This window comes from Lujinxingia vulgaris (genome assembly GCF_007997005.1).
Taxonomy (GTDB): domain Bacteria; phylum Myxococcota_A; class Bradymonadia; order Bradymonadales; family Bradymonadaceae; genus Lujinxingia.
On sequence record NZ_VOSL01000052.1, the window covers coordinates 39,747 to 66,629 of the forward strand.

Sequence of the window (26,883 nt, forward strand, 5' to 3'; positions counted from 1 at the left end):
GCCCGATCCTCATTACAAATCGTCAGCGTGCCGGGGGCCGGGGCCGGCGCTTAACTCAAACTCCTCCAGAGAGGGCACCGGCGCGACCTCGGGCATCGGCGCCTCCGGATCGTTGCGCCTGGCTTGCACGCTGGCCCAGGCCTGCAACCGAAAGGCGTCTCGGCTCTCGGCGCGCAGCGCAGTCACCCGTCGCATCGTCGCCTCACAGGCCTCATAGTCGCGCTGCACACAGCTCTGATACCCGATGATGTAGAGGCGCTGCGCGCGCTCTTCCTGGCTCATCGTAAACGCAGCTTGCTCCTCGGCGAGCGCCTCATGCGCCTGATTGGCCGCAAGGAGGGCGGGCTCAAGCGCCTCGTCGACCTCCACCACGGCGACATCGATCATCGCCGCAACCAGCTCGCGCTCGGCGTGTTGGCGGGCCTGCTCGCGCTGCGCCTCGACCAGACCAAACGTGTACATCGAGAGGGAGGCCACCAGCCCCACAGCAAACCACCACTTCAGCGCAAAAACGGCGGCGCGGCGCGTCTCTCCGGGCTCGGGACGCGGCGCATAATAGCGCCGCACCTGCTCGCCATAGCTCCAGGCGTCACGCACCGCGCGGACCCAGGGCACGAGCAAGAAGAAGGTCAGCGCATAGCGCTGAGCCTTCTCGGGCTGGCCGTTGAAGATCTGGCCTGCACCGGGGGCGAAGGCGCTGAACACGGCGGCCAGAAGCGGCACATGATCCGGACGCGGATCGTAGCCGCGGGGGGCGTACGGGGGCCGCTCTTCATAGAACTGCATCGCCTCTGCCAGACGCGCGCGGTCGGGCCCGGCGGGCAACGTCTCATGCGCATCGGCGGCGGTCGCTCGAAGCTCGGCGGCCCGCGCTTCGCGCTCAGCCCCCACGGCCGCCTCGGCCCGACGCTTCGGCGACGAGACACCTTGCCCCGGCGTTGCGACGGCCGCACCGACAGCTGCACCCGCTGGCGAGTCGTCGGCCTCACCACTCCCAACATGTGCGTCCTCGCCGGCCTGAAGATCGGGGAAAAACTCCGCCCAGGGATTCTCAACGTCGGCGCGACGCGAGCCCGGCACCTCGGCGCTATCGGAGCTCGGTGGTGCCTTGCTTGCGCGGCTACTTCCCTGCGGAACGTCCGAAACCGCTTCAACGACCGCGCTCTCCTGCGCGGGTCTCGCGTCATGTTTGCCGCGCTGCAAAAGCGCCTCCCCCTTGCCGCCCCCGACCTCCGAGACCACCTTCGAGGGAATCTTCAAGCGCATCAGCTCGCGCTGCAGCTCCAACGACTCGCTGTAGCTGAGCGACGCTGCGATCGCCACATCGCCCGACTTCAGCATCCCCTCAATCTCAGCCGCACCTCGCCCCGAAAGTCGCGCCACCCGCGCGGCCAACTCCCCTACCTCCACCGAGGCATCTACGGCGGATACTTTGACGCAGTACTGTGCTGCCATCGCGCTCGTCGCTCTCAAGAATGTTCCGCAGGATCCTTCGCGATCAGCTTAACCCAGCTCCCCGGCTGTGGCCAACCCCGCCACCCACGCTTGGACCGGCCCCCCAAAGCGTGATACGTCTTCTGGGCCTCGCTTTGACCACCTGATACCCGCCACACCACTGTGTTGAGGCACCTGCGCTGGAGACCACTATGCTGCGATCTGTGCTTTCCCGAGCTTCGGCTCTTCTTCTCGTGCTGACCCTTGTGACGCTCTCAGGCTGCCTGCTCGACCCGACCGAACCGGGCATCGTCTCAATGACGATCACCCCCGACGTCATCTCGGCCTCCGACACCGGCATGACCGACGAGTTCTTCACCGTTGAGATTACGATAATCAACTTCGCCGATGAGATCGACCAGGTCACCGTCTTCACCCAGGACCCGCGTGTCGAAGCCGAGCCCCAGAACGTCGTCGTCGAAGGTAACGTCGTCGTGCTCAGCGGCATCGCCAAGAGCTGGTTCAGAGACTTCGATCCGGGCCTCCACAACATCGGCGCGACCGTTGAATCGGCGACGGCATCGATCACCGAGAACAACCTGGCGACGGTCACCATCGAATAATCGTCGCGCGTGGCGAACTCGCGCCACGTCGCCTCGCGCTCGCGCGCATCGGCTCGCCAGCCACGGCCGCATCCCGGGGGGGCGGGTAGACCCGGCACGCTTTGCGCTTAGAGTTTGCCACACAAACCTGCCCGTCCGAGACGCTCGCGAACGCCACAACAATCGAGCGCCCGGGCATCGTCTTTCCCACCGGAGGTTCCGTGCAACGCCAACCCGACTCCCCATCGGCGGCCGGATTTAACGCGGCGATCCAGGGCCTCTCCGAGGGGTTCTCCAACCTGGTCCGCCAACACGTCGAGCTCGCCCGCCACGAGGCCAAAGACGAGCTCAAGCAGGTCGCCACCCAGGTCATCGGGCTCGTGGTCTTCGGAGCCATTGCTCTGGTGGGCTACCTTCTGCTTCTGGCCGCGATCGTACTGCTGGCATTGTGGCTGGGCGGCGTCGGGCCGATGTTCATCACCTGCGCCATCCTGGCGGGCCTGCACCTCGCAGTATCGGGCGTGGCCATCGCCCGGCTCTCCGGCCAACTCAGCGACAGCGGCGTGAACATGCCTCAGATTTCGGAAGAGCTTGAGAGGAACAAGCAATGGATAAAACAACTTCGCAAGAGCTCATCCCCGCAACTTCCGGCGGAGCCCTCGTAAGCGCCCGCCGCCCGGCGAGCACCCCCGAGGAGATCCGCCAGGAGATCGAGGCTTCGCGTCGCCAGATCGCCTCCAGCCTCGACATGCTTCAACACGAGGTCCGCTCCACGATGGACCGCGCGCTTGACTGGCGTCAGTGGGTCCATGATCATCCCCGAAAAGCGGTTGGCGTCGCCTTCGGGGTAGGCCTTTACTTTGCACTACGCTGAGCTCAGTTGAAGTTGGAGCATGCGTGTGCACATTGCAGCACGCTTCTATTTCTACTTCTACGAACCGATGTCGCGCCCACCGGCGCGTTTGATCGCGATGAGGACTTCCCGTCATGACTGAGGCAAAATCCACGACCACCTCGCCACAGCAGCCCCAGACTGAGCCCGGTGTCGGCGAGCGCGCAGCCGAGGCCCGCGCCCGCATTGAGGCGCAGTACCACGACATCGAGCAGAGCTACGATCAGACCCGCCAGCGCCTCCAGGAGTTTAACGACCAGGCCGTCGACTTCATCCGCACAAACCCCGGGCTGGCGATCGCCGGCGCCGTCGCCGCGGGCTATCTGATCGGCCGACTCGCCAGCCGTCGCTGGCTGGCCTGACCTCTGGCCTCTTCTCCGTATTTGCGCTGACCTCGCTGCTGAGAGCTTTGTTATGTCGGAACTTAAGCAAGACCTCGAACAGACCCGGGACTACCTCGATGAGTCGCGCCGCATCGTCGACGATGCTCGCCATCTCTACGAGGATTTTCGTCGCGATAACCCGCTGGGCCATATCTATGAGCGTAACCCATACGCCATAATCGCCGCTGCCGCCGGAGTCGGCTACGTCCTCGGTGGGGGGCTCTTTACCCCCTTTACTCGCCGCCTGATGCGGGTCGGTATCAAGGCGATGGTCTTGCCTGTCGCCGCCTCACACTTACGTTCACTCACCAACACCGAGAGCGATCCCTCAACGCACTGAGCCGACCCCGCTCGGGCTTCCGGCGCTCTCGCGCCCGAACTCTACGCCCCTAAGGAGAGCCACATGGACTGGAAAAAAGTGATCAACGACGTCAACCGAAATGTCAGCACCACCTACGACGCCTCCATCGAAAACGTCCTCGACCGCCTCGGCCTGGAACATCGGAAGAGCACGATGGATGTCGTCCTGCCGATGCTCGGCGTTTTCGGGGCCGGCATCGCCGTGGGCGCCTCGCTGGGGTTGCTCTTCGCCCCCAAGCGTGGCAACGAACTGCGTGACGAACTTCGTCACTCAATCGAAGACCTGCGCGAACGCGGCTCCGAGAAGCTCAACGAAGTCAGCCGTAAGACGCGCGAGAGCGCCGAGGCGGCGCTCCCTCAGGAAACCGATTCCTCGGCCGCTCGTGGCTAATCCGCGGGGCTCACAGCCCTGTTTCACGAAAAAAGCGCCTTCGTCATGATGACGAGGGCGCTTTTTCTTGTGCTCTATATACTGACCTAACCTTCCGGCGAGACTCAGCCTTCGACCGCCAGCCGACGTTGCGAGTTCTCCTGGCGCTTCGACCACGTCGACGGCACCGCGTACATCACATGCTCCTCGGGCTTCTCAGGCATATAGATCACCCCGAGCGGGTCACCCGGCTTAAGATCGCGGAACGCCCGATCGCCTGTGGCCAGACTCCCGTACACATAGCTCCCCTCCACCGGGTAACGGTACGTCAGATGCACGCCGACCGCCCGCTCACCACCGATATCCGAAAAGCGGCCCGTCACCTCACCAAGCGTATAGGTCCCTGCCCGATACACCGAGATATCGTGAAGGGCTCGGCCACACGCCGCCAACGCCATCCCCAGCGTACAGAGGAACACAAAGGCACCGAGCACCGCGAACCCCGCCATCCCTGCCATCCACACCGCGATCGGAAGACTCAATGTGGCCAGACACGCGATGATATTTACCATCACCACGCCCAGGTGACTGTGCCCCAGGTAAGCGTCCCTCAAAAAGAAGCCCGGAAAGGGGCGAGGAGCCGGCAAGATCTCATGTGGCACCGGAAGTTGTCCCACGACCGTCTCGCGCGGGATCATCAGGAACTCGTCCTGCAGGGCCTTGAGCACTTCCGCGGCGCTCTGCATGCGACGATCGACCTCCGGCTCGGTCATCGCCAGAAGCACGCGCTCCAACCCTATCGTGACCGGAAGGTCGTCAGGCAATCGAAACGTATGCAACCCATCAAAAAGCTCGCCGGGTGGCGTACCACTTAAGAGCTGAACAGCACTGGCACCCAGCGCAAAAATATCCGTCGCCGCCCGCGCCGCGCCGGCATACTGCTCGGGTGGCATGTACCCGAAGGTTCCCACAATGGTGGACCCAAGGCCCTCGGCCGTCACCGACTCACGTACCGCTCCAAAATCAATCACCACCACCGAACCGTCCTCGCGCACCATCAGGTTCGCTGGCTTGATATCGCGGTGAATCACCGGCGGATTGAGACCGTGCAAGTAGTCCAGCACCGCGAGCGTTTGATTCAAGATGTCGCGAACCTCGGCTTCGGTAAAGCGATAGCCCTCATCAAGTCTGTCCTGAAGGTTTCTCCCCTCGATATAGCTCTGCACCAGAAAGAGGCGTTCAGGGGCGTCCCCCTCCTCGTCCTCGATCGTAAAATGCTCGTAGTAGCGCGGGATCCCGGGATGATCGAGGCTGCGAAGCATCTCGCACTCACGATGGAAGAGCTCGAAATCCTTCCAGCGCTTCATGCGGCTTGGCAGAAGCTCTTTGACCGCGACAAGCCGCTCCCCGGAGTCCAGATCGCGCGCCAGGTAGGTTCTGCCCAACGCCCCTTCACCCAGAACTCGCATCAGCCCGTATCGTCCCCGAATCACCTCGAGGAAACTCGCCTCACCGGCGACCTCATGTTTCGCCGTGTCTTCCAGCTCTTCACCCATGGCTCGACTCTCAATACCGGCATCCTGTTCTAGCATCGACGCCCCTGAGACTAATTCACGAGCCGACGAGCAGCAACGCCCACAGAACGCGCTCGAGACGAGCCCTTCCTTTCGCGGTGTTTCACTCCTGCCTTCATCTCCAGCGGCGACCACGGCGACTGCACCGTGCCGACAAAGGGGCACGCACATGTTGCCGCTGCCCTCACCGCACGCAACGCAGGCATGCACCACAAACGCTCCCCCCTAACAATGAATGGTATTGAAGAATCTCTCAGCGCACGGCAACTCACCCATAACGCGCCCTGCGCCATCTTCTCTCAGTACGCAGACTCAGGCACGAAGATGATATCCCCGGGGAGAAGCCTGAGGTTTCGCTGGCGCCCCTCAACGATCTCCTGGAGCGGCACACGAACCTGTATCTCAACACCGTCAACCACGCGCGTCAGCTTGGTGTTGTTGGTGCTCGCGCGTTCGTTAAATCCTCCGGCAAGAGCGAAGGCTTCAATGATGCTGATGTTGTTTTTGTAAGGAAACGTCCCGGGCTCCCGCACTTCACCAAAGATGAAAATACGTTTGGAGTTGTACTCCACGATGGTGCACTGAACGTTGGGCTCTTTCAGGAACTTCTGGCCCAGGCCAAGCGTCAGCTCGACTTCGACGTCCGTACAGGTCAGCCCCTCCGCCCTGAATCGACCGACGTGAGGATAGTTGATGGTCCCATCGGCACCGACCGTGAACTCACCGCTGAGAGCCTCCTCGCCATACACACGAAGCAAAAACCGATCCCCGGGACCAAGCTCGCCGGTCGGAGGCAGCTCGGCCTGCTGTTCAACCAGCGCGAGGTACGCCGGGTCCACCCGCTCGTGAGCACATCCACCAAAAAGTCCCACCAGCAGGAGACACACCGCCAGAAAGGGCACACACCCCATTACCTTTCTCACAGGACACTCTCCCGGGTTTCGAGACTCCGGGGCGCACATCCAAACCAAAGCGCCCCGATCAGTACGTCAGCGTCGTCGTCAACACCACATGATGGCGCTGGTAATCCCTCACCGAGCTCTCCCCGGGGCCATCGACCTGGACGACGTCTTCCGTAAAGTTGGACACAAAGCGGTACGACAGGCCCAGATCCCAACCTCGACGAAGCTCCATCGAAGCCTCGCCCTTCACCCCTACAAGAAGGTCGGAGAGGTTCTCGGGAATCGTGATCACGTTGTCCTGGGTCTGAACCTGACGAACACCGAGATCAGCGTAGTCGCGCATCTGCGCATCGGCCTCCACGCCCAACTTCAGACGCCCTCCCACAAGTCCCTGCTGAAATCCGACGAGGGCACGATGGTAGGTGTAGAAGTTACCGATCGTAGAATCCGCAAAATCTCGCTGGTAACCCGCGCGAATGCGGCTATCCAGATCCACGGGGCCAAACTGGTAGCTGGCCTCCGCCTTGACGAGAAGCCCCTGGAAGTCAGGACCGTTCGGATCCTGATAGAAGCCCCAACCATAGCCCGCCTGAAGCCCCACGCTCACGCGCTGGGTGATCAGACCTCGGAGCCCGCCCAAAAGCCGCAAGGGGTTGCTGTTGGTGTTCAGAAGGCGCCCGTCCGCGCTGATTACCTCGCCAGAAGGACCGCCCTGAACCGGGCTGGAGTAGTTGATACGACGGTAGTCTGCCGACGCCACAAGGGCCGTCTTAGGCAGGAAAGACCAATGCCCATTCCAACCGAAGTGATGGGTGTAGCGGTCGAGCTCACGGTAAAGATTGTGGCGATATAGCGAGAGGTCGTAGCTGAGATAGGTTTCCAACACCCGACCACCCGGATGAAACCCCAGCATCGCACCGGCGCGGTTAAAGATGCGATTGACCGATTCCGCCGACTCGTAGCTGGGCGCCTCGTTGGTCCGAACGAAGGTCTCGGAGAGTCTAAAGCTGACGGCGCCGCGAGGGTTCCACGTAAGGTTGGCGCCCAGATTGGCCGACAGGCCACTCTGAGAGGCGACCGTCTCCTCGGAGCTCAAATACTGTCGCCACCCCACCGAAGCGTCGCCGCTCAGATCCCACATGGCCGGATCCGGAGTCTCCAGCCTCAACCCGGGCTGTACAAACCCCTCCGGGGCCTGACGAATACTCGAGTTCTCCCGACTCGATGAGTAATAGAGGTTGGAGTCAAACCCCGCCCCCAGTGTTACCCCGGGGTGCAGGCGCAGGTTTCCTCCCCCCACGCCATCCCCCCACTCCGCCGCGGCGGAGGGAGAAGTCAAGAGAACTGCACTAACCACCGCGCAGAGCGCGGCCGTTTTCATCCATCGTCCCGTCATGGGCACACTCATCTATCGGGATGTGAGGCGCGGCACACCATGCGCCTCCACTGGCTTATTGATAGGGGGTCAGCTCGGGCAGGCGATCGAGCACGTCCCGCTCATCGCCAAGGAACTCCTCGTCGGGAGAACCGATACCGGGGTCAACCGAGACCTCCAGCACCGCGTCATCCGCGTAACGAAGCTCCTGACCGGCACACACCCGCGCCTCCTCCCCCAGGCCGGAGACACGCTGACCGGCAATGCTGATCAGCGTGTAGTGGTGCTTGGACGCCTCCAGGTCATTGGCCGCTACGCTATCAGACAGGCTGACGTAGCTCTGCTCGCTGACCTTCACAAAGCCCCTGATCGAAGCCAACTTCTCATTCACACAGTTAATCTTCAGAATATCGCGCTCCTCATCGCGAGCGCTCTCCAAGAGCTGGTTCGTGCTCTCCAGAGTGACGCGCATCGCGTCGATCTTATTCGCCGCGCGCTCCCCCATCTGACCGGGCGAGAGCGAATCGAGATCCTCATCAATCACCCCCCCGCCGTTGCGATCGTTGAAATCGGTCAACAGGCGCTCGCCGTCGCCATTTTGCTGAGCCAGAGCGCTCGGCCCGGCCAGCAGCAACGTGAGCCCTACCATCGTCGCCCATCGCATCGTGGTGTTCATACCAAATCCTGGGATCAAGGGTCGGGAGGCGCCTCACTTCACACTAACGTTGCGCGGCCCGACCGGTTGCGACGGCTCCCAACTCTCTGCATGAGCAGAGCGGGTTCCCCCGTCGTCGTGATCGTCTCCACTTAATTATAAGATCGCCAACGCGCACATCAAGAATGGGCGCTCCCCCCCGACCCGGGCCGACGATCAGCCCCCGGGCGAAAATACAAAGGGCAGGGTAAACATCGAATCGCCACCTTCGGGGGCCGGCACGCGCAGTCGACGCTGAATCTCCTGGGCCACACACTGGCCCACGCCGCCACCGACACCATCGGCGGCAACCTTCGCGTCGCTCACGCGCCCACGGGAGCCCGCGGCCGAAACCGTGACCAGGACGCGAACCGTACCCTGCGCGCTATTGTTGCGCCGCAGCTCGCGCTCGTAGCAATCCTGGATGTTGCGCTGAATCTGACGTAACGCTCGCGAGACTGCAGCCTGGTCGAGGGTGCCCCCGATGGCGTCATCGGGGTTCTGAATCTGCACCGGACGTGCGCGAACCGTGGTCTCTTCACGCTTACCGGTATCGACACCACCCTTAGCTTTCGATGCCCCTTTCGTGGAGCCAATCTCACCGATGTCGGCGCGCGTCCCGACACCGTCGGCCTCGCTGTCTCCCCGACCCAGGGCGAGGCGATCGCCTCCTCCGGCTTGGTATTCCACCCGCGAGGAGCCGGCAAACGCCTCATCGGCACCCAGATTTCGAAGGCTGTCGGTCACGCGCGCAATCGCCGACTCCCCACCTTCACCGTCGGCCTGAAGCACGCGGAGCACGGTCGCATCACGGACCTCTTCGGTCAGGCGGAGACGCTCTTCCTGACGAGCGTCCGCGACCTCTTCGGGCGTGCGACTCGGAGCGGGCTCCGCCGGCTCCGGGGCCGCCTCACCCTCGTTCTCCCCTTCGCCCTCCTCGGTCTCTTCGAGCTCAATCTCTTCGGGCTCAGGCTCCTCCTGCTTCTCCTCCACCATGATCCGCGCGATGCGATCCGGGAATTGGAACTGGGTCTCTTCCGGGACCGGCCAATCCTGGTTCTCTACGAAGACCACAAAACCGATCTGAATCAGCGCGGAGAGAAGAAGCAGCATCGCCAGGGGTCGGTCGATGCTCGACATAAACCCGCCCCGCATCGACGCGGGCAACACGGGCGCCGGGCGTACCGGCGGCGGCGTCACAAACTGGAAGAGGACCGTCGCCTCGCCGATCACCACGCGTCCACGCATCGTGACGTCGAGCTTGACCTGGTAGACGTCGCCCTTCTTCTTGGCCACGCCGCTGGCGCGCAGCTCCTCAAAGGACTGCACCGACCCGCCGCGAGAGACGCGCCCCTCCATCTTGTCGGTAAATTGAAGCGTATAGCTGCCGCCCGAAGGCTCGAAGAGCGCAAAGGACTTCGGCAGATTGGATGCCGGTAGAACCAGCAGATTGCGTTTGTAGTCGGATCCGATCGAAACCGTCTCTTCCTTTCGGAGGAGACGTTCTTCCAGAACTTTCTCGTTCTGGATCAATCCAACCCGCAAGATTTTTCGACCGGATGCTTTTGCCATGGTGCGTTTCCTCGGAGCCTGACACCTCGGTGGGCTCTGAGAGCCCCCGTCAAAGCCACCAATTTTCCTACGCCAAGTCTCGCGAACCTAAACGACGAGGTCCATCCGATCCATCCCCTGCCCCCCTCATACTCACGGCGATGCCCCGATAGAGAAAGGGCAGGAGATTAAATCTGGCCTCATTCTGCGGGTTGACCACCCAGAGACGAGAACGTCGACTTGATGACCGCAAAGCGGAACTGATTGAGCTGAGCCTGCGATGCGGTGAAGAGCACCTCCAGCATAAGTCGGTGCGGCGTAGTCTGGTCGGCGATGATCGTCGCCTCCGGAACATAGTCCTCTTGAAGGAGGCGCTGCTCGTTCTTCTTCTGCTCCACCGCTTTGTTCAGCTCATCGAGCAGCGGCGTGATGCTCATGCCCGACTCGCCACCGCCACTCTTCTGGCTGGGATCAACCGCGCCGTCTTTGACATCGACGGCCAGGTTGTCGTTCACCAGAATCGCTGTGCGCGTCACCGTGACGGTCGTCGCATCCTCCGGAGCGAGCTGCGAGGCACTCTGCGGAACCTTAAGGTCCTCGTCGATCGCCTTGAGCGGCTCTTCACCGTAGCTCTTGAGCAGGAAGACGAGCATGATCACCAGGATGTCCATCAACGAGTTGATGTTCAGTCCGGGCCCATCGCCATCCTCGCGGCGAGCAGCGCTTTTGGCGCGCTTGGCTTCGCGAGCGCGTTGCGCCTTGATCCACTCTTCGTCGTCGTGACCGAAGCCACCTTGTTGATTATCTGCCATGGATCACACTCGTAAGATGAGTTCTTCTTTTGCGAGTTTTCGAGTCAACGCTCTTTTAGAGGACACCGAACGCCGGGTCGCCAAAGAGAATCGAATAGGTGTCGCCTTCCGTGCGCGGCTTGGCGGCCCAGAAGTCCTCGTTGTTATCGTACGAGTCTTCTTCCAGGCGGAAGCGCACCACGTCCATCACGCGAGTCGTCAGCGCGAAGGGAAGCTCCGCGTCGGCGGTCAGTGTGACGGTCGTCTCTTCCGGGAATTCATTCTTGATGGTGGAGAGACGGTTGTAGAGTTCACGGTAGTTGTAGGCGCTGAGACCCTCCAGCAGCACTTCTTCACCGCGAATCTTGTCGCCCGATGCGTAGAGTCGACGTGACTCTTCAAATCGCGCGGCCGGGTCGATGGAGTCATCTTCGAGACAAATCGAAGGCCCACCCGTCGGACAGCCAGGCATCGGCTGCATCTTCGTGCCAGCGGCAGTGATGTAGAAGCCCTGAGCCGTCATACTGATCGCCAGATTGAGCGGCTGTTTGTCATCTTCGGGTTCTGTACGATCCGAAGTGGTCGCACCGCCCAGAGGCATCGTCACGTTGATGACGCTGACCTCCATAAAGACGACGGAGAGCAAGAGCATGGGAATCAAGATGATGACCAGGTTCATCATCGGCGCCAGGTCGATATCTTGAGGTAGCTTGACTTCCTCACGCTTTCGACGAGCCATCTGGCCTCCTTAACGAAATCGTAGACGTACTTACTGATGCGAGCTATCTGCCGCAGGCCGGGAAAGCACGGGGCGCCAGCTGCGGGCGCCCCGTCACTCTACCGAACACGGAGGTTGCTCACTCGACCGGACCGCCTTTACCGCGGGTCACAAGGAGGTTCTCGAGCTTGACGCTGTACATATCGACGTCATCGAGAATCTTCTTGGTCACACCGGAGAGAAGAAGGTGCGCGACCATCGTGGGGATCGCGACGATAAGGCCGAAGGCGGTGGTGTTCATCGCCATGGCGATACCGCGCGAGAGCATGCGCTGGCGGTTCTCGGGGGTGGCGGTCTCCAGGGCTTCGAACGCCTCAATCAGACCGACAATCGTACCGAGAAGACCCATGAGGGTGGCGACGTTGGCGATGGTCAGCAGCGCGTTGGTGCGCTTCTGAACTTTGGGCACGATCTCAAGAGTGGCCTCTTCCATCGCGTTCTGAATCTCGACCTCGCCTTTGTTGGCGCGGGTAAGACCAGCCTTGATGACATGGGGAACCACGCGGGAGGGCGCGGCGTTGCACAACTTGATCGCGCGGTCGACGTTATCGGCCATCACCAGCTTCTGGATCTGGGCCATAAACGCCTGCGCATTCATGTTGTATTTGAAGAAAAGGAAGAAGAAACGCTCAAGAGTCACGCCCAGCGCGACGACACTGACAAGAAGGATGGAGTACATCCAAATCCCACCGTCGCGAAAGGCTTCAGCGATCGCAGCCATGTCCGATTACCTCCGTACGTGTTGTGATTGTAGCTTGCTCGGCAATACTTTTAACGAGTGACCTACGTGCGAACTTTGGTCTCGGAAACCCTGTTGGCTTGCCGAGCCTTGACGCCCCATGGCGCCGGTGGACCTGCTTAAAAGCGCCCACTGAGGGAAGAAGGTATAACACAAAGAATTTGGGCCAGCAAAGCGCTTTTTTGCGCCTCGATAACGCGAGAATCCCGCGTGAATTCGCCACTTAACGGCTTGTTACGATCCCTTAAAATGGCTCCTCCTCTACCGATTCCAGAAGCTCCGGGAGGAAACTCGGTTTGGGATCGACGGGCTCGTAGCTGAGGTTGGCCGCCTGGATGATGTAAAAGGCCTCCGGCTTCTGGATTCGACCTTCAACGACGATCTCGTCGAACTCGAAGATCGCCTGTTGCGCCACGGCTTCTTCAGGCGACGCGACCAGCGTCAGGGCGCCGGCCAACACCGTACAGGCCATCAGGGTGAGCATCTTACGCATCATCGCCTCCTTCCTCGGTGGTTTCGGCGCCATCCTCAGGCTCCGACTGTTGTTGTTGAAGCATCTGCTGACGGCGCAACATCTCTTCGCGCGCGCGGGCCTGCTCAATCGCGCCGTTGGCTTCGTTGATGTAGGCATTGACCGGATCGCTATCGCTCAAGCGATCCCGCGCGGCGGTGCGGTAGGCGTTAAAGGACTCGATGGCCTTTGTGTAGCGCTCGATCTCCTCATAACCCGGCACCTCGCTCTCCAGGTAGAGGATCCCCAGGTTGAAGTGGGCGTCAGCGAACCCGCTGTCGAGGGCGATCGCTTGTTTGAAGGCCGCTTCAGCCTCACCATACTTGGCGGCGCCTTTCAGCGAGTTGCCCAGATTGACGTACGCCTCTTTGAACTCGGGGAAGTCTTCCACCGCCTTCTGCAGATGGGCGATCGCCCCGGGGTAGTCGCCGGCCTCATGCAGTAAGACCGCCAGGTTGTTGCGGGCTTCCGGGAAGAAAGGCTGCAGCTCGACGGCCTTCTCGAAGTTGGCGATCGCCCCGTCGGTGTTCTCAAGCTCCCACTCAATCACGCCGAAGAGGTAGAAGAGATCGGCCCGCTCCGGAGCCAGCTTGAGCGCACTTGTGAGGATCGAACGACCCAACTCGTAGCGCTCAAGGCGGTAGTTGGCGCGGGCCATCTGAAACATCGCCTCCACATGCCGCTCATCCTTGCGCAGGATGTCACGGGCGCCGCGCACCGCGTCTTCGAAGCGTCCCTGCGCGATCGTGACCTCGAGCTGGGCGGCGCGATGGTCAAGATTGTCGGGGCGAGCATCGATCATGCGTCGTGCGGCCGCGTCGGCCTCCGAGATCTGGCCGGCGCGGATGTAGAGGCGGATCAGGTTAACCAGGGCCGGCGAGAAGTCCGGCTCAAGCTGAAGCGCCTGAACGTAGCGACGCACCGCGTTTTCGCCGTCGCCCTGCCGATCATAGAGGACGCCCAGATTAAACGCCGCCAGATAGCCTCCCTCCGGCTCTTCAACCAGCTCGCTGAGGATATCGATCGCCGTGGCGTGATCGCCTTCATCGATACGCGAGATCGCCGCATCGATTCGGGCCTGAACATGGCCGGCGACCTCCGCGGGTTCGGGCTGTTGCTGACGACTCTGCGCCGCTTGCTCCGGGCGCGACGGATCGTCGGACTGAGCCCCGGTCGGTCCGGGAACCTCGGTCTCGACAGGCACGTCGTCGGGTTGAGGCTCCCCCGTGGAGCAACCACTCATTGTGAGCAGGCAGATCCCCGCGATGCTGAGGGCCCGTCGGGTGGTACGAGGCAGCTTGATCATGGTGCGTCCTCCTCAGCGGCAGGTTGCTCGTTGGCAGGAGTCGCTTCTTCGGCGCCAGGCTCTTCGCGCTCCTGACGGGCTTGATACGTCGCTTCGGTCAGGTACGGGATTCCCTGCTGGGCGATTCCTTCGCGCATACGGCGCTCTTCTTTAAAGAGCGGATAGTCTGCAGGCCGATAGCGGTTGAGCTGCTCAAGCGTGCGCTTAGTCCATTCGTTGACGACCCGGGCACTTCGAGCCTCCGCGATCGTTCGTTCGTAACGCTCAATGGCCTGCTCCTCCAGCGGATACGCCACGTTCTCCAACTCGCCCTGGTAGATGTAATACTCGTCGGAGTCTTCATCGAAGGGGATCGGGACCTCGTAGAGCGACTCGGCGAGGCTCTGCGCCAGGTAGCCAATGCGGTAGTTGGCGGCCAGCGTCCACTCGAAGCTGCGGTAGCCGAAGACTTTTCCGTACTCGGCGGCGAGCTCCTGAAGCTCCTCGATCTTCTGCTGAAGGATGCGTCCCTGCTGAGCGACGGAGCCCTGGATCTTGACCTGCTCCCACTCTCGGAACTCGTGCTCGACCAACATAAACTGAGCCTGAGCGGCATAATAGTTGGGGGCTTCCAATCCGAGGCGCTCAAAGGTCTCCAGCGCGTCGTTGTACCAGCGGGCAGACTGGCGCGTATCGCCGCGATCTTCATAGACCTGGGCGATGCGAAGACGCGCTTCCATCCCGCGATCTTCCTGTCCTTCGGCCCCGCCATAGGTCTGAATGTAGCGCTCCAGGGTGCTCACCATGCGATCGAGCTGGTCGTTCTTCTCCCAGACCTCGGCCGCTTTCCAGAGGGCGTCGGCGGCGTTCTCATCCTCGGAGTAGGCGCGCGCGTATTCCGAGTAGGTCTGCGCGGCCTCTTCGTAGTTCTGCAGACTTTCGTTGAGCACGGCGATGCTCATCAACGAGGTCTTTCGGCGGTCCTCGATATCGAAGCCCATCCCGGCGAGCTCCGGCGGGCTCTCGCCACGGTAGCGATCGTAGAAGAGCTGGTAGTGCTGGATGGCCTTCTCATACTCGAAGAACTGCTCGGAGTTCACCGCGACGCGGTAGATGGCGTAGCCGGCGAGGTTATCGTCGGGGTATTCGCGGTAGACACGCTCGTAGAGGCGCAGCGCCGAGTCGAACTTGCGGATCACCTCGTAGGCGACCGCCGCGTTGTTCAACGCCTTGGGCGCGTACTGGTGATCGGGCGCGTCGTTGACGAGGCGCAGGTACTCCTCGGCGGCCTCTTCGTACTTCTCAGCTGCGTAAAGATCTTCGGCAGACTTAAAGAGTGCTCCCAGACGGAACTCGCGCACCTCGGCACGCACCGCTTCAGCCTGATCGCCACGGATGACCTCGGCGAGGCGATCGGCCCACTCGGCCATGGCCGCGTAGTTGTTTTCATCGCGGAAGCTCTCCAGGATCAGGCTGCCCGCAAGGTAGGCCACCTCGTGCTCCGGGTAGCTCTCCACGACCCAGGCGAAGCGCCGGCGGGCCTCCTCATAGTTTCGGAAGTCGTAATAGACCTTGGCAGCCTGGAAGGCGAACTTCGCGCCCAAAAAGGCGTCTTCGCTGTTTTCGAGGCGCAACACCACGTAGCGGTCCATCGCGGTCACGAAGCGCTCGACCAAGGGCGGCACGGGCTCCCCTTCCACGGTGATCGCCTGCTCGCCACGGGACTCGTCGTACTCGCGCTGTTCTTCGAGTTCTTGTGCCGCCTGGCGGGCCTGATCGATGTTGGCACCGGCCATCGCCGTCGGCGTCAGCTCCCCGCGCTCGACCTGATCGCGAATCATGAACTCCAGGGCCTTGATCGCGTTGAACGCGCTGACCTCCTGGTACTCATTGTTCTCAATATCCAGCTCACGAACGACCTGATACTGCTGGAAGGCTTGCTCGTACTGCGCCGAGTAATAGAGACACTCTGCGTAGAAGAAGTTCCACTGGAAGACTTCGCGATCGTTGGGATAGCGGCGCAAAAACTGCTCATAGGCGTCGGCAGCCATCGCGTAGCGCTCTTCGGTGAGCGCAAGCAGCGCCGGATCGCGGCGCACCAACGCCTCATTGCGCAGATTCTGGGCCTGCTCGTGGTACCAGGTCGCTGCGGTCAGCAGGTTATCGCGCACCAGGGAGTCAGCGCCGCGCAGCGCCTCCTCGTTGCCCAGGCGCTCGTGGTAGGCGAACCAGGTGCTCTCCGGCCCATAGTACTCAAGCATCTGCCGACGCACCGCGAAGGCGGCCTCGGGCTGACCATCACGGTGCAGGGCGACGATGATACGCTCGTGAATCTTGGGATTATCGCGGTGCTGCGGGTACTGCTCGAGCATGTACTCGTAGAGCTCCACGACCTGGGTGAAGTTCGAGCGCTCAAAGACGTAGTCAGCGAGCTGTGCCAAGACCTCGCGCTCATAAGGCTGACCGCTGGAGATGTACTGGCGCACCCGATCCATCATCGGATCGGCGTCTGGATCGAACTCCTGGGTGTAGTCTTCTTCCCCCAGATCCCAGTCTTCTTCGGCCAGGCTGATGGCGATATACTGCACGGCCTCCTGGCGGAGCGCGGCGCCGGAGCGACCGGTGCGACGCTGGACCTCATCGCTGTACTCGACGAGCTCTTTGAAGTTGGTGATCGCCTGGTGGTAGTCGCCGAGCCGGTAGTAGGTCCAGGCCAGCTTGTAGAGCGCCTCGGAGTAGAAGGCGCTCCCCTCGGTGTCCATGGCGTTTTCATAGGCCTGACGCGCCAGGTTGAGGTTCTCCAGGATCTGGTCGGGGCCTTCGGCTTCGGCGTATTCGAAGTGGTACTCACCGATACGCAGCCAGGACTCGTTGACGAAACGACTCTCCGGGTACTGAACGATGAGCTCCGCCCAGAGGTCGCGCGCCACATCCGGACGGCCCATCTGAAGTTCGACGTAGGCCAGCAGGTAGTACGCCCCGTCGGCCGAGCGGTACTCGGGCCAGTCGGTGATCAGGCGGCGAAAGAGCGCCGCGCTGGTCTGAAAGTCCCGCTGTGGTGGGTCAGGCTCGTCGGCGATCTCGCCGCGATCGTAGCGCTCCAGCTCCGCCTGATAGGCCTCATCGGCCATCAAGTAGTCGTCGTTGGCCTTCTCAAACTGGAGCTCGGCCAGCCGAAAGAGCGCGTCGGGGGTGTATTCGGGATCGTTGGGAACATCGGACAGGAACTGCTCAAACGAGGCGATCGCCTCGATACGACGCTCGCGCTCGATCACCTCACCAGCACGGATCTTTGAGTCATAAGCGTTATTGATCTCGGCCAGCCGGCGGTTGAACTCCGCCTCGACGATGCCGTTGATGGTGTCCTGATAGTCCTGGATGGCGGTGGCGTAGCGCTCGTAAGCCTCGCTGTAGTCACTCAACGCCTGACGAAAGGCCGGATCGGAGGAACGAGGAGCTTCAAGCTCGCTCTGGGCCTCGAGATCTTCGGTCTCATCGACTGGCGCGCCCAGAGGGCGATCCTCGGACGTAGCCTCCGTCTCGCCATCGGCCGCATCAGCGGTCTCCGTGTCCGCCTCATCCTCGGGCGCCGCCTCGGAGTTCCCCTCGGCGTCGGGCGCCTCAACCTCGACGTCGGCCTCGCGCAGGTCCTCGTCGACCGGATCCTGGGCGCGCGCCTCCCCGGTAGAGATCAGCGCAACGCAAAGCAGCGCCAACACGCTTGAGGTGCGCCCCCGACGTCGCTGGTGTGACGATTCAGCCATCTTTTGCCTCACTGCTCTCAGGCCCATGGTCACCGGACCTCGCGAAATGCTTCGCGCAACACATTGATCTCGGTGGAGCGATCTTCGAAGAGCTGGTTGATGTCACGCGTGGCATCTTCCTTCCGCTGCCAGCCCACATCGAGCAGTCCCACGTGACCTCGCCGAATCAGCGCGTCAAACTCATCATCGACTTGGGTGAAGTTCCACAGCGCGATCGAAGAGACGGCGCGCTCGGTCTCCGAGCGCCAGGCGTCAAGCTCCTGCTGATAGGAGGCCAGCTCCTGACGCTCCACTTCGACGGTGGCGCGAATATCGACCACGCGCTCCTCAATGACCTGATCAATGCCCTGAAAGTACGTATTGAGTTGATCTTTGAGTTCGGGAAGCCGCCGACGTTGCTCGGCAAGCGCTAAAGCCTCGCCACGACTGGAGCTGCCGAGTCGGGCGCGCTGCTCATCGATAAGCTCTCCCAGCGCCATCAGACGGCGGTGGTAGGCCTCGCGCGCCTCGCGTTGTTGCACCAGCGTGGCGTCGCGTGCGCCGAACTGACGCTGGACCGCCACGATCTCCTGGCTGAGCCGGGCGTGCTCCTCTTGCAGGCGACGAACTTCGTCGCGCAGGTCCTGACGAATCTGGCGCACCTTCTGACGATCTTCGGCGCTGAATCCTTCGACCGGGTTCTGGCGAAGGTACGTATCGATCCCGTCGAGGTTGATCTCCAGGCTCTCAATATCGAAGGCTACACGCTCGAGTTCACTGTTGAGCCGACCGAAGTCTTCGCGGATCGCGCTGTTGCGGCTCTGCAACTCATCAAGTGTCTGAGGACCGTTCTGGTGCTGGGAACGCAACGTGTCGACTTCGGCTTCCAGGGTTGCCAGACGCTGGCGCTCCGAGGGGCCCAGAACCTCTCGGGTCCCCTGAAGCTCCGCGTCGATCAGACGCGCTTCCAGCGAGATCAGCTCAGCCTCCAGCGCAATCCCCCGCTTCCAGCCCTCCGAGAGCACCGGGAACGCCTCGATATTCGACCCGTACGAGAGCATCTGCTCCACCTCGGCCAGGGCCGCCTGGGCCTCGTCGATGTCGGCCTGCGTCAGCGAGCCGTCGGAGACCAGCTGGCGAGCGTCGGCCATCAGGGGCTCTCCCTCGACCCAGTCCGAGACCATCGCCGGCATATAGTCAGGGCGAAGCCCCTCAAGATCCTGACGAACCAGCTCCACAAAGAAGCTCTGAAGGTCAGGCTGCGACTCAATAAAACTCACAAGCTCGGTGCGCACCGGTGTGAACGTGGCGATGATGTCGTTAAACCACAGCCGGGCCTGATCGTACTGGCGAAGCCTCATGGAGAGATCAGCCATCAGCAGCTTCGCCTCGGGAACAAAGCGCGGATCGGGATCGGAGATCAGCAGGATGTCCAGGTTACGAAGCGCTGCCTGATAGCTCTCCTTGGAGACCAGCGACCAGGTCAGCTCGTAGAGTGAACGCTCAAAGTACGGGCTTGTTCGGGGTAGCTGCAGGTAGTGGTCAATCGCAAGATCGAACTGCCGCTCTTCATAGGCCAGACGCCCCAGCGCAAGATGTCCCAGGTCGACCACGCGGCTATCTTCCGGGGTCGAGGGGCTCTGCGCGACCAGCGTCGTGAAGACCTCTCGGGCTTCTGCGATGTCGCCGTCAGCGGCCAGGGTGACCCCCTCAAAATAGCGCGCGACCAGCGCATACTCCGCATCACGTGCCGCACGCTGGAACCAGGGCCGGGCCGCGCGGTAGCGCCCTTCCTGATAGAGCGTCTTACCACGGGTGTAGTGCAGCGCCGGGGTGACTTCCTCGAGGTTATCGAGCCGCGCGTAGAGGGCGTCGACGCCGCTGTAGTCACCGATCTCTCCGGCGATCTCCAGGAGGCGCACGATCGCCGGCTGGTAGAATCCGCCCGGCCCAAGCTCCACCACCTGGCGAAAGAAGGTCCGCGCGGCGCGAAAGCTGCGCAGCTGGTAGAGGCTATCTCCGAGCAGGTAAAGCGCCTCGCCATAGCTGTCGAACTGACGAACCTGCCGGTTATCCACCACGGCCACAAAGAGCACGCTGGCGCGGGGGTAGTCGCCCAGCAGGTAGGCGACCTTGGCGTCATTGAAGCGAGACTCCAGCCGAAAACGGCTCTCGACGACCGCCGGCACCAGGTAGCGCTCTTCGAGCTCATCGATCTGCGCGGCGATCTGGTCGACGCGCTGGCGGGCCGTCGAGGCGCCGATCTCCTCCTGAGCCGCCGCCTCCGGGACGCCCAGCAAGAGCCCGCTCAGGAGCATCAACGCTACCGCCCCCCGGGCTGTGATGAGAGGATAAACCATCGCTTGCCAACACCTTAATCGCATCGCGCGACCTCGAATCGAGCACCACTGCACTGGCGCGCGAGCTGCGCTCGCGCTCCTACGTCTCCGGCTTATTCGCCGGCTGCCTCGGCCTGATCGTCTTCCAGGTCTTCGAGGTTCAGCTCAACCATCGTGACCTGACAGACCCCGTCGGGACGATCCTCGTGAGCTGTAAAGGCGTTGCCCCCCTTATAGGCCCGCACGGTGACGACGGTGGTGCGGCCCTCCTCGGCGGTGAAGTTGCAGGAGAAGCGAAGATCAAACTCGTAGCCGCGCGCATACGAGAATACCCCGTAGCCGCTTCCCTGCAGCTCAAGATTGACCGAGACGGTGCGCGTGCCCGGGTTGACCGGCCCGCTGAAGACCTCCAACTCGTTGGCCCGGCTGAGGTTGCCGTCGCGATCCAGCTCGTTGAAGACGCGCGAGCCGTCGACGCTAAAGAGCGCGCGGCGGATGTTGTAGGCTGAGCCCAGGTCGTTCTCAAAACGAATCACCGCGCGGCTGCCGGCGAGGTTTCCGCTGAGGATGGTCTCTTTTAACAGGACGATGCGGCTCTTTGAGCGAAAGACACGCTCTTTGAGGTCGTCGATCTTCGTCTCCAGGTCACGCACGCGCAGGTCGTAGACCTCTTCGGGGCTCTCCCCGTCAGGGATCTCGATGCCTTCGATGCGGTCGGTGTCCATGCGCGCCTGCAGCGACTCTTCGGTGCCGGGATAATCGGTGCGCAGCTCGCGCCCGCCCGGTCCAATGACCGGCTCCGCCGCCTCCTCGCTCTCAGCGGCAGCCTGCTCCTCGGACGCGCCAGCTGCGGCCTGCTCCTCGGTCTGCCCTTCTGCGGGCTCCCCATCGGTCGGCGCGTCAGGCGCATCGCCTGCGGCCTCACCCTCGGCTGCCTCTTGCGGTGTCGACTCCGCTGACTGCGTCTCCTCCACCGGCGCCTGCTCACTCTCCTGCTGCGCCACCGCGTTGAGCGGTGCGATGCACCACAGCAACACTAAAAGGATCACGCCAGGCCACATTCGTCGTTGCATAAACGGCTTCCTCACGTCGAATTTATCTCGGTCACGCATGCACGTCCCCGCCACGCGTTCCACGCAAGCGTGGTTTCTCACCATCAAATCGGCTGCAGACTACTTGACCTACCGGGCGATCTCAAGAGCCCCGCCCCCGGCTTTGACGCCCCCATCGCGGGCGGCATTCACATCAATCTTCGGGCCCCAATCCATCCCGAGCCTGTGTCGAAGCTCCGCCCGCGTCAAGAAAAGGGCCGGCCCGGAGCGCTGCGCACTCCGGGCCGGACAACCTACGCCCTAATGCCCCCCGGCTTCAACCGCGAAGCTGATCGCGCAGATACTTCGGCAACGCAAACGCCGCCCGGTGCAGATCTTCGTGGTAGTACGAGAGCTGCGCATCCAGCACCGCGACCCGCTCGGAGTCCAGCCCCTCCACCGGATGCGGCCCCTTCGAGGCGAAGGCAAATGCCCACAGCGAACCGGGGTACGTCGGCACAATCGAGGTGTAGAAATCGACGCGCTCAAACTGCTCGCGCAACATCTTGCCAACGCCGGCCACCCGCGTCGGCTGATAGACGATCGAGTCGCTCTGCGGCACCAGAATACCGTCGGCGCGAAGCACGCGATGGCACGCCGCATAGAACTCCGGCGTAAACAGAACCACGCCCGCGTCGACCGGGTCGGTGGAGTCGACCAGGATCACATCGAACGAGGCGTCGGGCGCATCGTTCACGTACGCCAGGCCGTCGCCAATAATGAGCTCCGCTTTGGGATGGTCAAACGCGCTGGCCACCTTCGGCAGGTGAATTTTGCACTGCTCGACGACGACCTCATCGATCTCCACCATCACCGCTTCTTCCACCTGCGGATGTTTGACCACCTCGCGAAGCGTCCCGCCGTCACCGCCGCCGATAATAAGCACACGCCGGGGGTTGGGGTGGGCAAAGAGCGGCACGTGCGCGAGCATCTCGTGATAACCGATCTCATCGCGTTCCGAGACGTTGATCACGCCCCCGAGCGCCAGCACCGTGCCGAACTCCGGGGTGCGGAACACGTCGACCTGCTGGTAAGGCGTCTCCTGGCTGAAGAGCCACTCGCTGACCGTGTGCTCGGTGACCGTGTTGCGGTTAAGGGGATCGCGAAAGACGATCTTGGCCATGATCTTCTCCTTGTCGGACCGGAGCTGAGCACAAACTCGCCCACACCCCGGGCGTACCCGGGGCATCAGCGCTTGCACTGCCCGAACCTCAAGCGCGCGGCGAGTCGCTCCCTTTGTTCGGAATGCGACGCCGCCGATACGCGGCTAATTGTGATGACTTATCTGTCGAGATCTTCGTGAGTCACGCCGTAGGCCGAGGGCAACGTGCCCGGCGCTACATCGAAGCAACCGCGACGAAACTCCACGGTGCTCTCACGGGTCGCCCCGAAACGCTCTTTGAGAAAGGCGTGCGCTTCCCACGGATCGATCACGGTGCCGCAGGTAAACACGTCGACCGCCGCATAGCCGTACTCCGGCCAGGTGTGAATGGTCAGGTGACTTTCGCTGATCACAACCGCCCCGCTGACACCGTGGGGGTTGAACTGGTGAAAGTTCACACAGACGATATGGGCACCCATGCTTTCGGCTGCAGCCACCATGACCTCCTCCACAAAGGAGGCGTCATTGAGTCGTTCTGCAGGGCACCCGTAATACTCGAGGATCAGTTGACGTCCGAGAGCTTCCAATTCGTTTTACCTCGTGGATGGTCGCTCCGAATCCACGCTCCGCGTTGGTCCCTTCTCGGCATCTCTCGAGCCGATGAGCTAGTCATCGGACTCGCCTCGAAGCGACCTCGCCAACGGAGCCTGGTCCAGAGCGAAGTTCGCTACCATCGTGCGCATAAATCACCGTGGTGTGAGTTCACTCGCGTCTCCAACCGCAGCCTGGCGAGGGCATGCCCTGAAGACTGGCTTCGCCCCCTGTCTGGCTTGTCTTACGTCTCCCGACGTCGAGCTTCTGCCACGCCCGCTTGGGTAGGGCGTGTGGCTCCGGGACCGGCCAACAGGGTTTGGGTGTCGCTACCGAAAAATTCACCGCCCGAAAGCGGGCCGCAATTACTAACATCTTCGCTTGGAAAATCAAGCCCGAAGCATCTATCTTGCCCGAAATTTTGCTCGCACGGCGGCCGAACCTCACGCCCCGACGCGTTCTGCGACTGTATGGAGTCCCCCTATGAACAACCGTGATTACGCCCGCGTCCTTCAGGAGATCGCCCAGCTGATGGAGATCGGCGGCGAAAACCGCTTTAAAATCCGCGCCTTCGAGAACGCCACACGCACCGTCGAGACGTTGCCCGAGGAGCTCGATCAGATCATGGAGCGCGGTGAGCTCGAAGACCTCAAAGGCATCGGCTCCAGCATCGCCAACGATCTTCGTCAGATCCGCGAGCGAGGCACCTGCGACATCCATCAAGCGCTGCTGGAGCGCCTGGATCCCGGACTTCTCGACATGCTCAAAGTCCAGGGGTTGGGGCCCAAACGCATCAAGCTCGTCTACAAGGAGCTGGGCGTCTCCAACCTCGACGCGCTCAAAGAGGCCGCCGAAGCCGGCCGCCTCCGAGAGCTTAAGGGCCTGGGCGCAAAAACCGAGGAAAAAGTGCTCGCCGAGATCGAGCGCCTGGCCCAGGGAGGCGATCGCGCGCCGCTGCCTCAGGCCCGCCGCGTGGCCGAATCGCTGCGCGATCACCTCGACGCCCTGCCCCAGACCATCCGCGTGGCGATCGCCGGCTCGCTGCGTCGCGGCCGAGAGACCATCGGGGACATCGACCTGCTCGTCTCCACCGACGATCCGGCGCCGATTCACCAGGCCTTTGTCGCGTTGGCCGAAGTCAAAGAGACCCTGGCCAGTGGCGAGACCAAAACCTCGGTGCGACTTCATAACGGCATCCAGGTCGATCTTCGTACGGTCAACGACGAGGTCTTCGGAAGCGCCCTGCACTACTTCACCGGCAGCAAAGAACACCATATCGAGCTGCGTACCCGGGCCAAACGTCAGGGGCTCCGGGTCAGCGAGTACGGCGTCTTCAAGGAGGGCGAAGACACACCTATCGCCTCGCGCACCGAAGAAGACCTCTACAAAGCGCTCGGACTTCCTTATATCGACCCCGAGCTCCGAGAGGGCCGCGGCGAGATCTCTGCGGCCGAGAAGAGCGACCTGCCCATGCTGCTCAACGACGAGCAGATCCGTGGCGATGTGCACATGCACACCACCGAGACCGACGGCCGCCACTCCATCGAAGAGATGGCCGAGGCCGCGAAAGCGCTCGGCTACGACTACATCGTCATCACCGACCACTCCCAGGCGGTGCGCGTGGCCAATGGCATGACCCCGGAGCGCTTCCGCGACCATATTGCGCGTATCCGCGAGGCCGACGCGGGCATTGAAGGGATCCGCGTCCTGGCCGGCATTGAGGTCGACATCCTCAAAGACGGCAGCCTGGATATGGATCACGATCTTCTGGCGGACGCCGACTGGGTGGTAGGAAGCGTCCACAGCCACTTTAACCTCGATCCCGACACGATGACCGAGCGCCTGCTCACGGGCATGCGCACCGGCCTGCTCTCGTGTCTGGGCCACCCCACCGGACGCATTCTGGGCGGACGCGACGGTTACCGCTACGACTTCGACGCGATCGTGGAGGCCTGCGTGGAGCTCGGTGTGGCCCTGGAGCTCAATGGCAGCAGCGGGCGCCTCGACCTCAACGCCGAACTCGCCGAGAAGGCTCATCGTCAGGGGGCGATGCTCGTGCTGGGCTCGGATGCCCACTCCACCACGGGGCTTGAAGATCTTCGGTTCGCCGTTCAGCAGGCGCGCCGCGCCTGGCTGGGCCCCGACGCCGTATTGAACACGCTGCCGGTCGATGCGCTGCTCCAGGCCACTCGCCCCACGCTTCGCTGAGCTCTGCGGAGGTTGTGCTCGGGTTGCCTGAGGTTGCTTCGTGCACATGTTGGCCGCGTATGTCGCAACTCCGCCGGACGATGTCCTCATCCCTGTATGACAGAATGGAGTGTCAGATGACGAAAATCACCTTCAAAGGAAACCCGGTCACCCTCAGCGGCACCCCGCCCTCGGTGGGCGAGAGCGCTCCTGAGTTTCATGTTCATAAGAATCCCGGCGAGGCCATCGCGCTGAGCAACGCCGCGGGCAAGCGCGTGCTGCTGACCACCGCCCCCTCGGTGGACACCGGCATCTGCGCCGCCCAGCTCCGCACCTTTGAAGCGCGCCTGGCCGAGGCCGGCGACGACGCCGACTTCGAGCTGTGGTTCGTCACCCGCGATCTTCCCTTCGCGCTGGATCGCTTCGCCGAGCAGGCGGGCATCAGCCACGTCAAAACCCTCTCCGACTACAAAGATCGTACCCTCGGCGAGGCTTTCGGACTGGTCATCGACGAGCTCGGATTGCTCGCCCGAACCGTCTTTGTCATCGATAAAGATGGCACGGTGCTCTACCGCGAGCTCGTCCCCGAGATCGCCACGGAGCCCGACTACGACGACGCCTGGGCGATCGTTACCGGCGACTGAGCGTTTTCGCCACATTGACACCCCCGAAAGGCCGCGCTAGCACCAGCGCGGCCTTTCGGCGTCAACGCCCTCCCGAGTCTGTGCAGGACCTCCCTATGCCTCATCGCCACGCCGGCCCCGTGATCGCCCTCCTCGCGTTTGCCGCGCTCCTGTCGTCCACAGGTTGTGACGGCGCGCCCTCTACGGGCGCTGACGATACCATTCGCGAGCTCGAAGCCCGCGCCCGTCAACGCGCGCCGCAGGTCGAAGTCTCGATGGGCTACCTGCACCATCACGGCGACGACTGGCCCCAGGGTGACGTACGCATTGAGGGGCCCGAAGGTCAGGAGGCCACGCTCACACGCCTGCTGGTGGTGACATCTGCGGTGGAGCTGCACCTCTGCGCTCCGACCAACACGCTGGGGGCAGCCCTCTACGATCTTTTTCTACCCACCGCCCACGCCCACGTCCCCAGCTCCGCGACGCGTCAGGGCACCCCCTACGTCGAAGATCTGCTGGGCCCGGCCCGCGCCACCCGTATGGTCGGCGGCATCGCCCCGCCACCGGGTGACTACTGCGAGATGCACGTCCTGCTGACCCCGGCCGATGACGACATCATCAACCTCACCGGCGTGCCGACCTCCGAGCTCGAAGGCTACACCGCGCTGGTCGACGGCCGCTGGCGCCCGAGCGAAGACGCCCCCTGGCAAGACTTCCGCTGGACGCACCGTGATGTGCATCTGGCGCGCACACCGCTCCTCAACCCCAAAGATGGCAGCGCTCCGCTCGCGCTCAACGCGCCCGATGCATCCGCGCTTCTACTTCTCGACAAGTCCCTCTCCCTGGCCGACCTCCAGCACACCCGGTGGAGCGCCGACGGACCGGACTTCACCCCCGTACTACGTGACCTCCCCGACCGGATCGAACTCTATCGCTTCGATCGCCCCCCTTCCCCCTGAAGATACC

General features: G+C 62.5%; 24 protein-coding genes. 8 read left to right on the forward strand and 16 right to left on the reverse strand.

The genetic code is table 11. From position 1 onward, the window contains the following. Nucleotides 1-12: 12 nt before the first annotated feature. Nucleotides 13-1,455, reverse strand: a complete 1,443-nt coding sequence (locus tag FRC96_RS11690) for a hypothetical protein (RefSeq protein ID WP_146974676.1) — start codon at nt 1,453-1,455, stop codon at nt 13-15. A gap of 191 nt (nt 1,456-1,646) precedes the next feature. On the opposite strand from FRC96_RS11690, the gene FRC96_RS11695 reads away from it, so the two are divergent. The 5 genes from FRC96_RS11695 (at nt 1,647) to FRC96_RS11720 (ending at nt 4,062) form a co-directional block, all read left to right on the forward strand. After that, nucleotides 1,647-2,057, forward strand: coding sequence for a hypothetical protein (locus FRC96_RS11695; protein WP_146974677.1), 411 nt, complete (start codon nt 1,647-1,649; stop codon nt 2,055-2,057). A 200-nt stretch (nt 2,058-2,257) separates the two neighbouring features. Next, nucleotides 2,258-2,701 carry a phage holin family protein gene (locus FRC96_RS11700; RefSeq protein WP_230470174.1) on the forward strand — a complete coding sequence of 148 codons (444 nt, stop codon included), beginning with the start codon at nt 2,258-2,260 and terminating at the stop codon, nt 2,699-2,701. 322 nt (nt 2,702-3,023) lie between these two features. Beyond that, nucleotides 3,024-3,290 carry a hypothetical protein gene (locus FRC96_RS11710; RefSeq protein WP_146974680.1) on the forward strand — a complete coding sequence of 89 codons (267 nt, stop codon included), beginning with the start codon at nt 3,024-3,026 and terminating at the stop codon, nt 3,288-3,290. Nucleotides 3,291-3,342: 52 nt separating this feature from the next. Next, nucleotides 3,343-3,651: a hypothetical protein gene (locus FRC96_RS11715; protein ID WP_146974681.1), complete on the forward strand. Its 309-nt coding sequence runs from the start codon at nt 3,343-3,345 to the stop codon at nt 3,649-3,651. 63 nt (nt 3,652-3,714) lie between these two features. Beyond that, on the forward strand, nt 3,715-4,062 hold the full coding sequence (locus tag FRC96_RS11720; RefSeq protein WP_146974682.1) for a YtxH domain-containing protein: 348 nt from the start codon (nt 3,715-3,717) through the stop codon (nt 4,060-4,062). A 104-nt stretch (nt 4,063-4,166) separates the two neighbouring features. Here the strand turns inward: FRC96_RS11720 and FRC96_RS11725 are convergent, their stop codons facing one another. The 15 genes from FRC96_RS11725 to speD all read right to left on the reverse strand — a co-directional run bounded on the left by FRC96_RS11725 (nt 4,167) and on the right by speD (nt 23,103). Further along, nucleotides 4,167-5,633, reverse strand: a complete 1,467-nt coding sequence (locus tag FRC96_RS11725; RefSeq protein ID WP_230470175.1) for a serine/threonine protein kinase — start codon at nt 5,631-5,633, stop codon at nt 4,167-4,169. Between the two features lie 281 nt (nt 5,634-5,914). Further along, nucleotides 5,915-6,517, reverse strand: coding sequence for a polysaccharide biosynthesis/export family protein (locus tag FRC96_RS11730; protein ID WP_230470176.1), 603 nt, complete (start codon nt 6,515-6,517; stop codon nt 5,915-5,917). A gap of 79 nt (nt 6,518-6,596) precedes the next feature. Next, nucleotides 6,597-7,856, reverse strand: a complete 1,260-nt coding sequence (locus FRC96_RS11735) for a hypothetical protein (RefSeq protein WP_146974685.1) — start codon at nt 7,854-7,856, stop codon at nt 6,597-6,599. 112 nt (nt 7,857-7,968) lie between these two features. Beyond that, nucleotides 7,969-8,568 (reverse strand): hypothetical protein, encoded by a 600-nt coding sequence (locus FRC96_RS11740; RefSeq protein WP_146974686.1) that lies wholly within the window; start codon nt 8,566-8,568, stop codon nt 7,969-7,971. 195 nt (nt 8,569-8,763) lie between these two features. Next, on the reverse strand, nt 8,764-10,158 hold the full coding sequence (locus FRC96_RS11745; protein WP_146974687.1) for an AgmX/PglI C-terminal domain-containing protein: 1,395 nt from the start codon (nt 10,156-10,158) through the stop codon (nt 8,764-8,766). A gap of 179 nt (nt 10,159-10,337) precedes the next feature. Continuing rightward, nucleotides 10,338-10,949, reverse strand: coding sequence for an ExbD/TolR family protein (locus FRC96_RS11750; protein ID WP_146974688.1), 612 nt, complete (start codon nt 10,947-10,949; stop codon nt 10,338-10,340). Between the two features lie 55 nt (nt 10,950-11,004). Next, nucleotides 11,005-11,667, reverse strand: coding sequence for an ExbD/TolR family protein (locus tag FRC96_RS11755; protein ID WP_146974689.1), 663 nt, complete (start codon nt 11,665-11,667; stop codon nt 11,005-11,007). A 118-nt stretch (nt 11,668-11,785) separates the two neighbouring features. Beyond that, nucleotides 11,786-12,427: a MotA/TolQ/ExbB proton channel family protein gene (locus FRC96_RS11760; protein WP_146974690.1), complete on the reverse strand. Its 642-nt coding sequence runs from the start codon at nt 12,425-12,427 to the stop codon at nt 11,786-11,788. Nucleotides 12,428-12,689: 262 nt separating this feature from the next. Then, complete coding sequence (locus FRC96_RS11765; protein ID WP_146974691.1) at nt 12,690-12,938, reverse strand: hypothetical protein; 249 nt, start codon at nt 12,936-12,938, stop codon at nt 12,690-12,692. Further along, the gene (locus FRC96_RS11770; RefSeq protein ID WP_146974692.1) at nt 12,931-14,262 is read right to left on the reverse strand and encodes a tetratricopeptide repeat protein; all 1,332 of its coding nucleotides are present in this window, start codon (nt 14,260-14,262) and stop codon (nt 12,931-12,933) included. Before FRC96_RS11770 ends, FRC96_RS11765 begins: the two co-directional genes overlap by 8 nt. After that, nucleotides 14,259-18,005 (reverse strand): tetratricopeptide repeat protein, encoded by a 3,747-nt coding sequence (locus tag FRC96_RS11775; RefSeq protein ID WP_146974693.1) that lies wholly within the window; start codon nt 18,003-18,005, stop codon nt 14,259-14,261. The genes FRC96_RS11770 and FRC96_RS11775 overlap by 4 nt, the downstream gene beginning before the upstream one ends. A gap of 29 nt (nt 18,006-18,034) precedes the next feature. After that, the gene (locus tag FRC96_RS11780) at nt 18,035-20,344 is read right to left on the reverse strand and encodes a tetratricopeptide repeat protein (protein ID WP_230470177.1); all 2,310 of its coding nucleotides are present in this window, start codon (nt 20,342-20,344) and stop codon (nt 18,035-18,037) included. Between the two features lie 92 nt (nt 20,345-20,436). Further along, nucleotides 20,437-21,396 (reverse strand): hypothetical protein, encoded by a 960-nt coding sequence (locus tag FRC96_RS11785; protein ID WP_146974695.1) that lies wholly within the window; start codon nt 21,394-21,396, stop codon nt 20,437-20,439. Between the two features lie 295 nt (nt 21,397-21,691). Further along, nucleotides 21,692-22,537 carry a polyamine aminopropyltransferase gene (gene speE / locus FRC96_RS11790; RefSeq protein WP_230470178.1) on the reverse strand — a complete coding sequence of 282 codons (846 nt, stop codon included), beginning with the start codon at nt 22,535-22,537 and terminating at the stop codon, nt 21,692-21,694. Between the two features lie 158 nt (nt 22,538-22,695). Beyond that, complete coding sequence (gene speD, locus FRC96_RS11795; RefSeq protein WP_146974697.1) at nt 22,696-23,103, reverse strand: adenosylmethionine decarboxylase; 408 nt, start codon at nt 23,101-23,103, stop codon at nt 22,696-22,698. A 487-nt stretch (nt 23,104-23,590) separates the two neighbouring features. On the opposite strand from speD, the gene polX reads away from it, so the two are divergent. The 3 genes from polX to FRC96_RS11810 all read left to right on the forward strand — a co-directional run bounded on the left by polX (nt 23,591) and on the right by FRC96_RS11810 (nt 26,876). Next, complete coding sequence (gene polX / locus FRC96_RS11800; protein ID WP_146974698.1) at nt 23,591-25,315, forward strand: DNA polymerase/3'-5' exonuclease PolX; 1,725 nt, start codon at nt 23,591-23,593, stop codon at nt 25,313-25,315. A gap of 116 nt (nt 25,316-25,431) precedes the next feature. Beyond that, entirely contained in the window at nt 25,432-25,938 is a 507-nt protein-coding gene (gene tpx / locus FRC96_RS11805) for a thiol peroxidase (protein ID WP_230470179.1), read from the forward strand. Nucleotides 25,939-26,033: 95 nt separating this feature from the next. Beyond that, nucleotides 26,034-26,876 (forward strand): hypothetical protein, encoded by an 843-nt coding sequence (locus tag FRC96_RS11810; RefSeq protein ID WP_146974700.1) that lies wholly within the window; start codon nt 26,034-26,036, stop codon nt 26,874-26,876. The last annotated feature ends 7 nt before the right edge of the window (nt 26,877-26,883 follow it).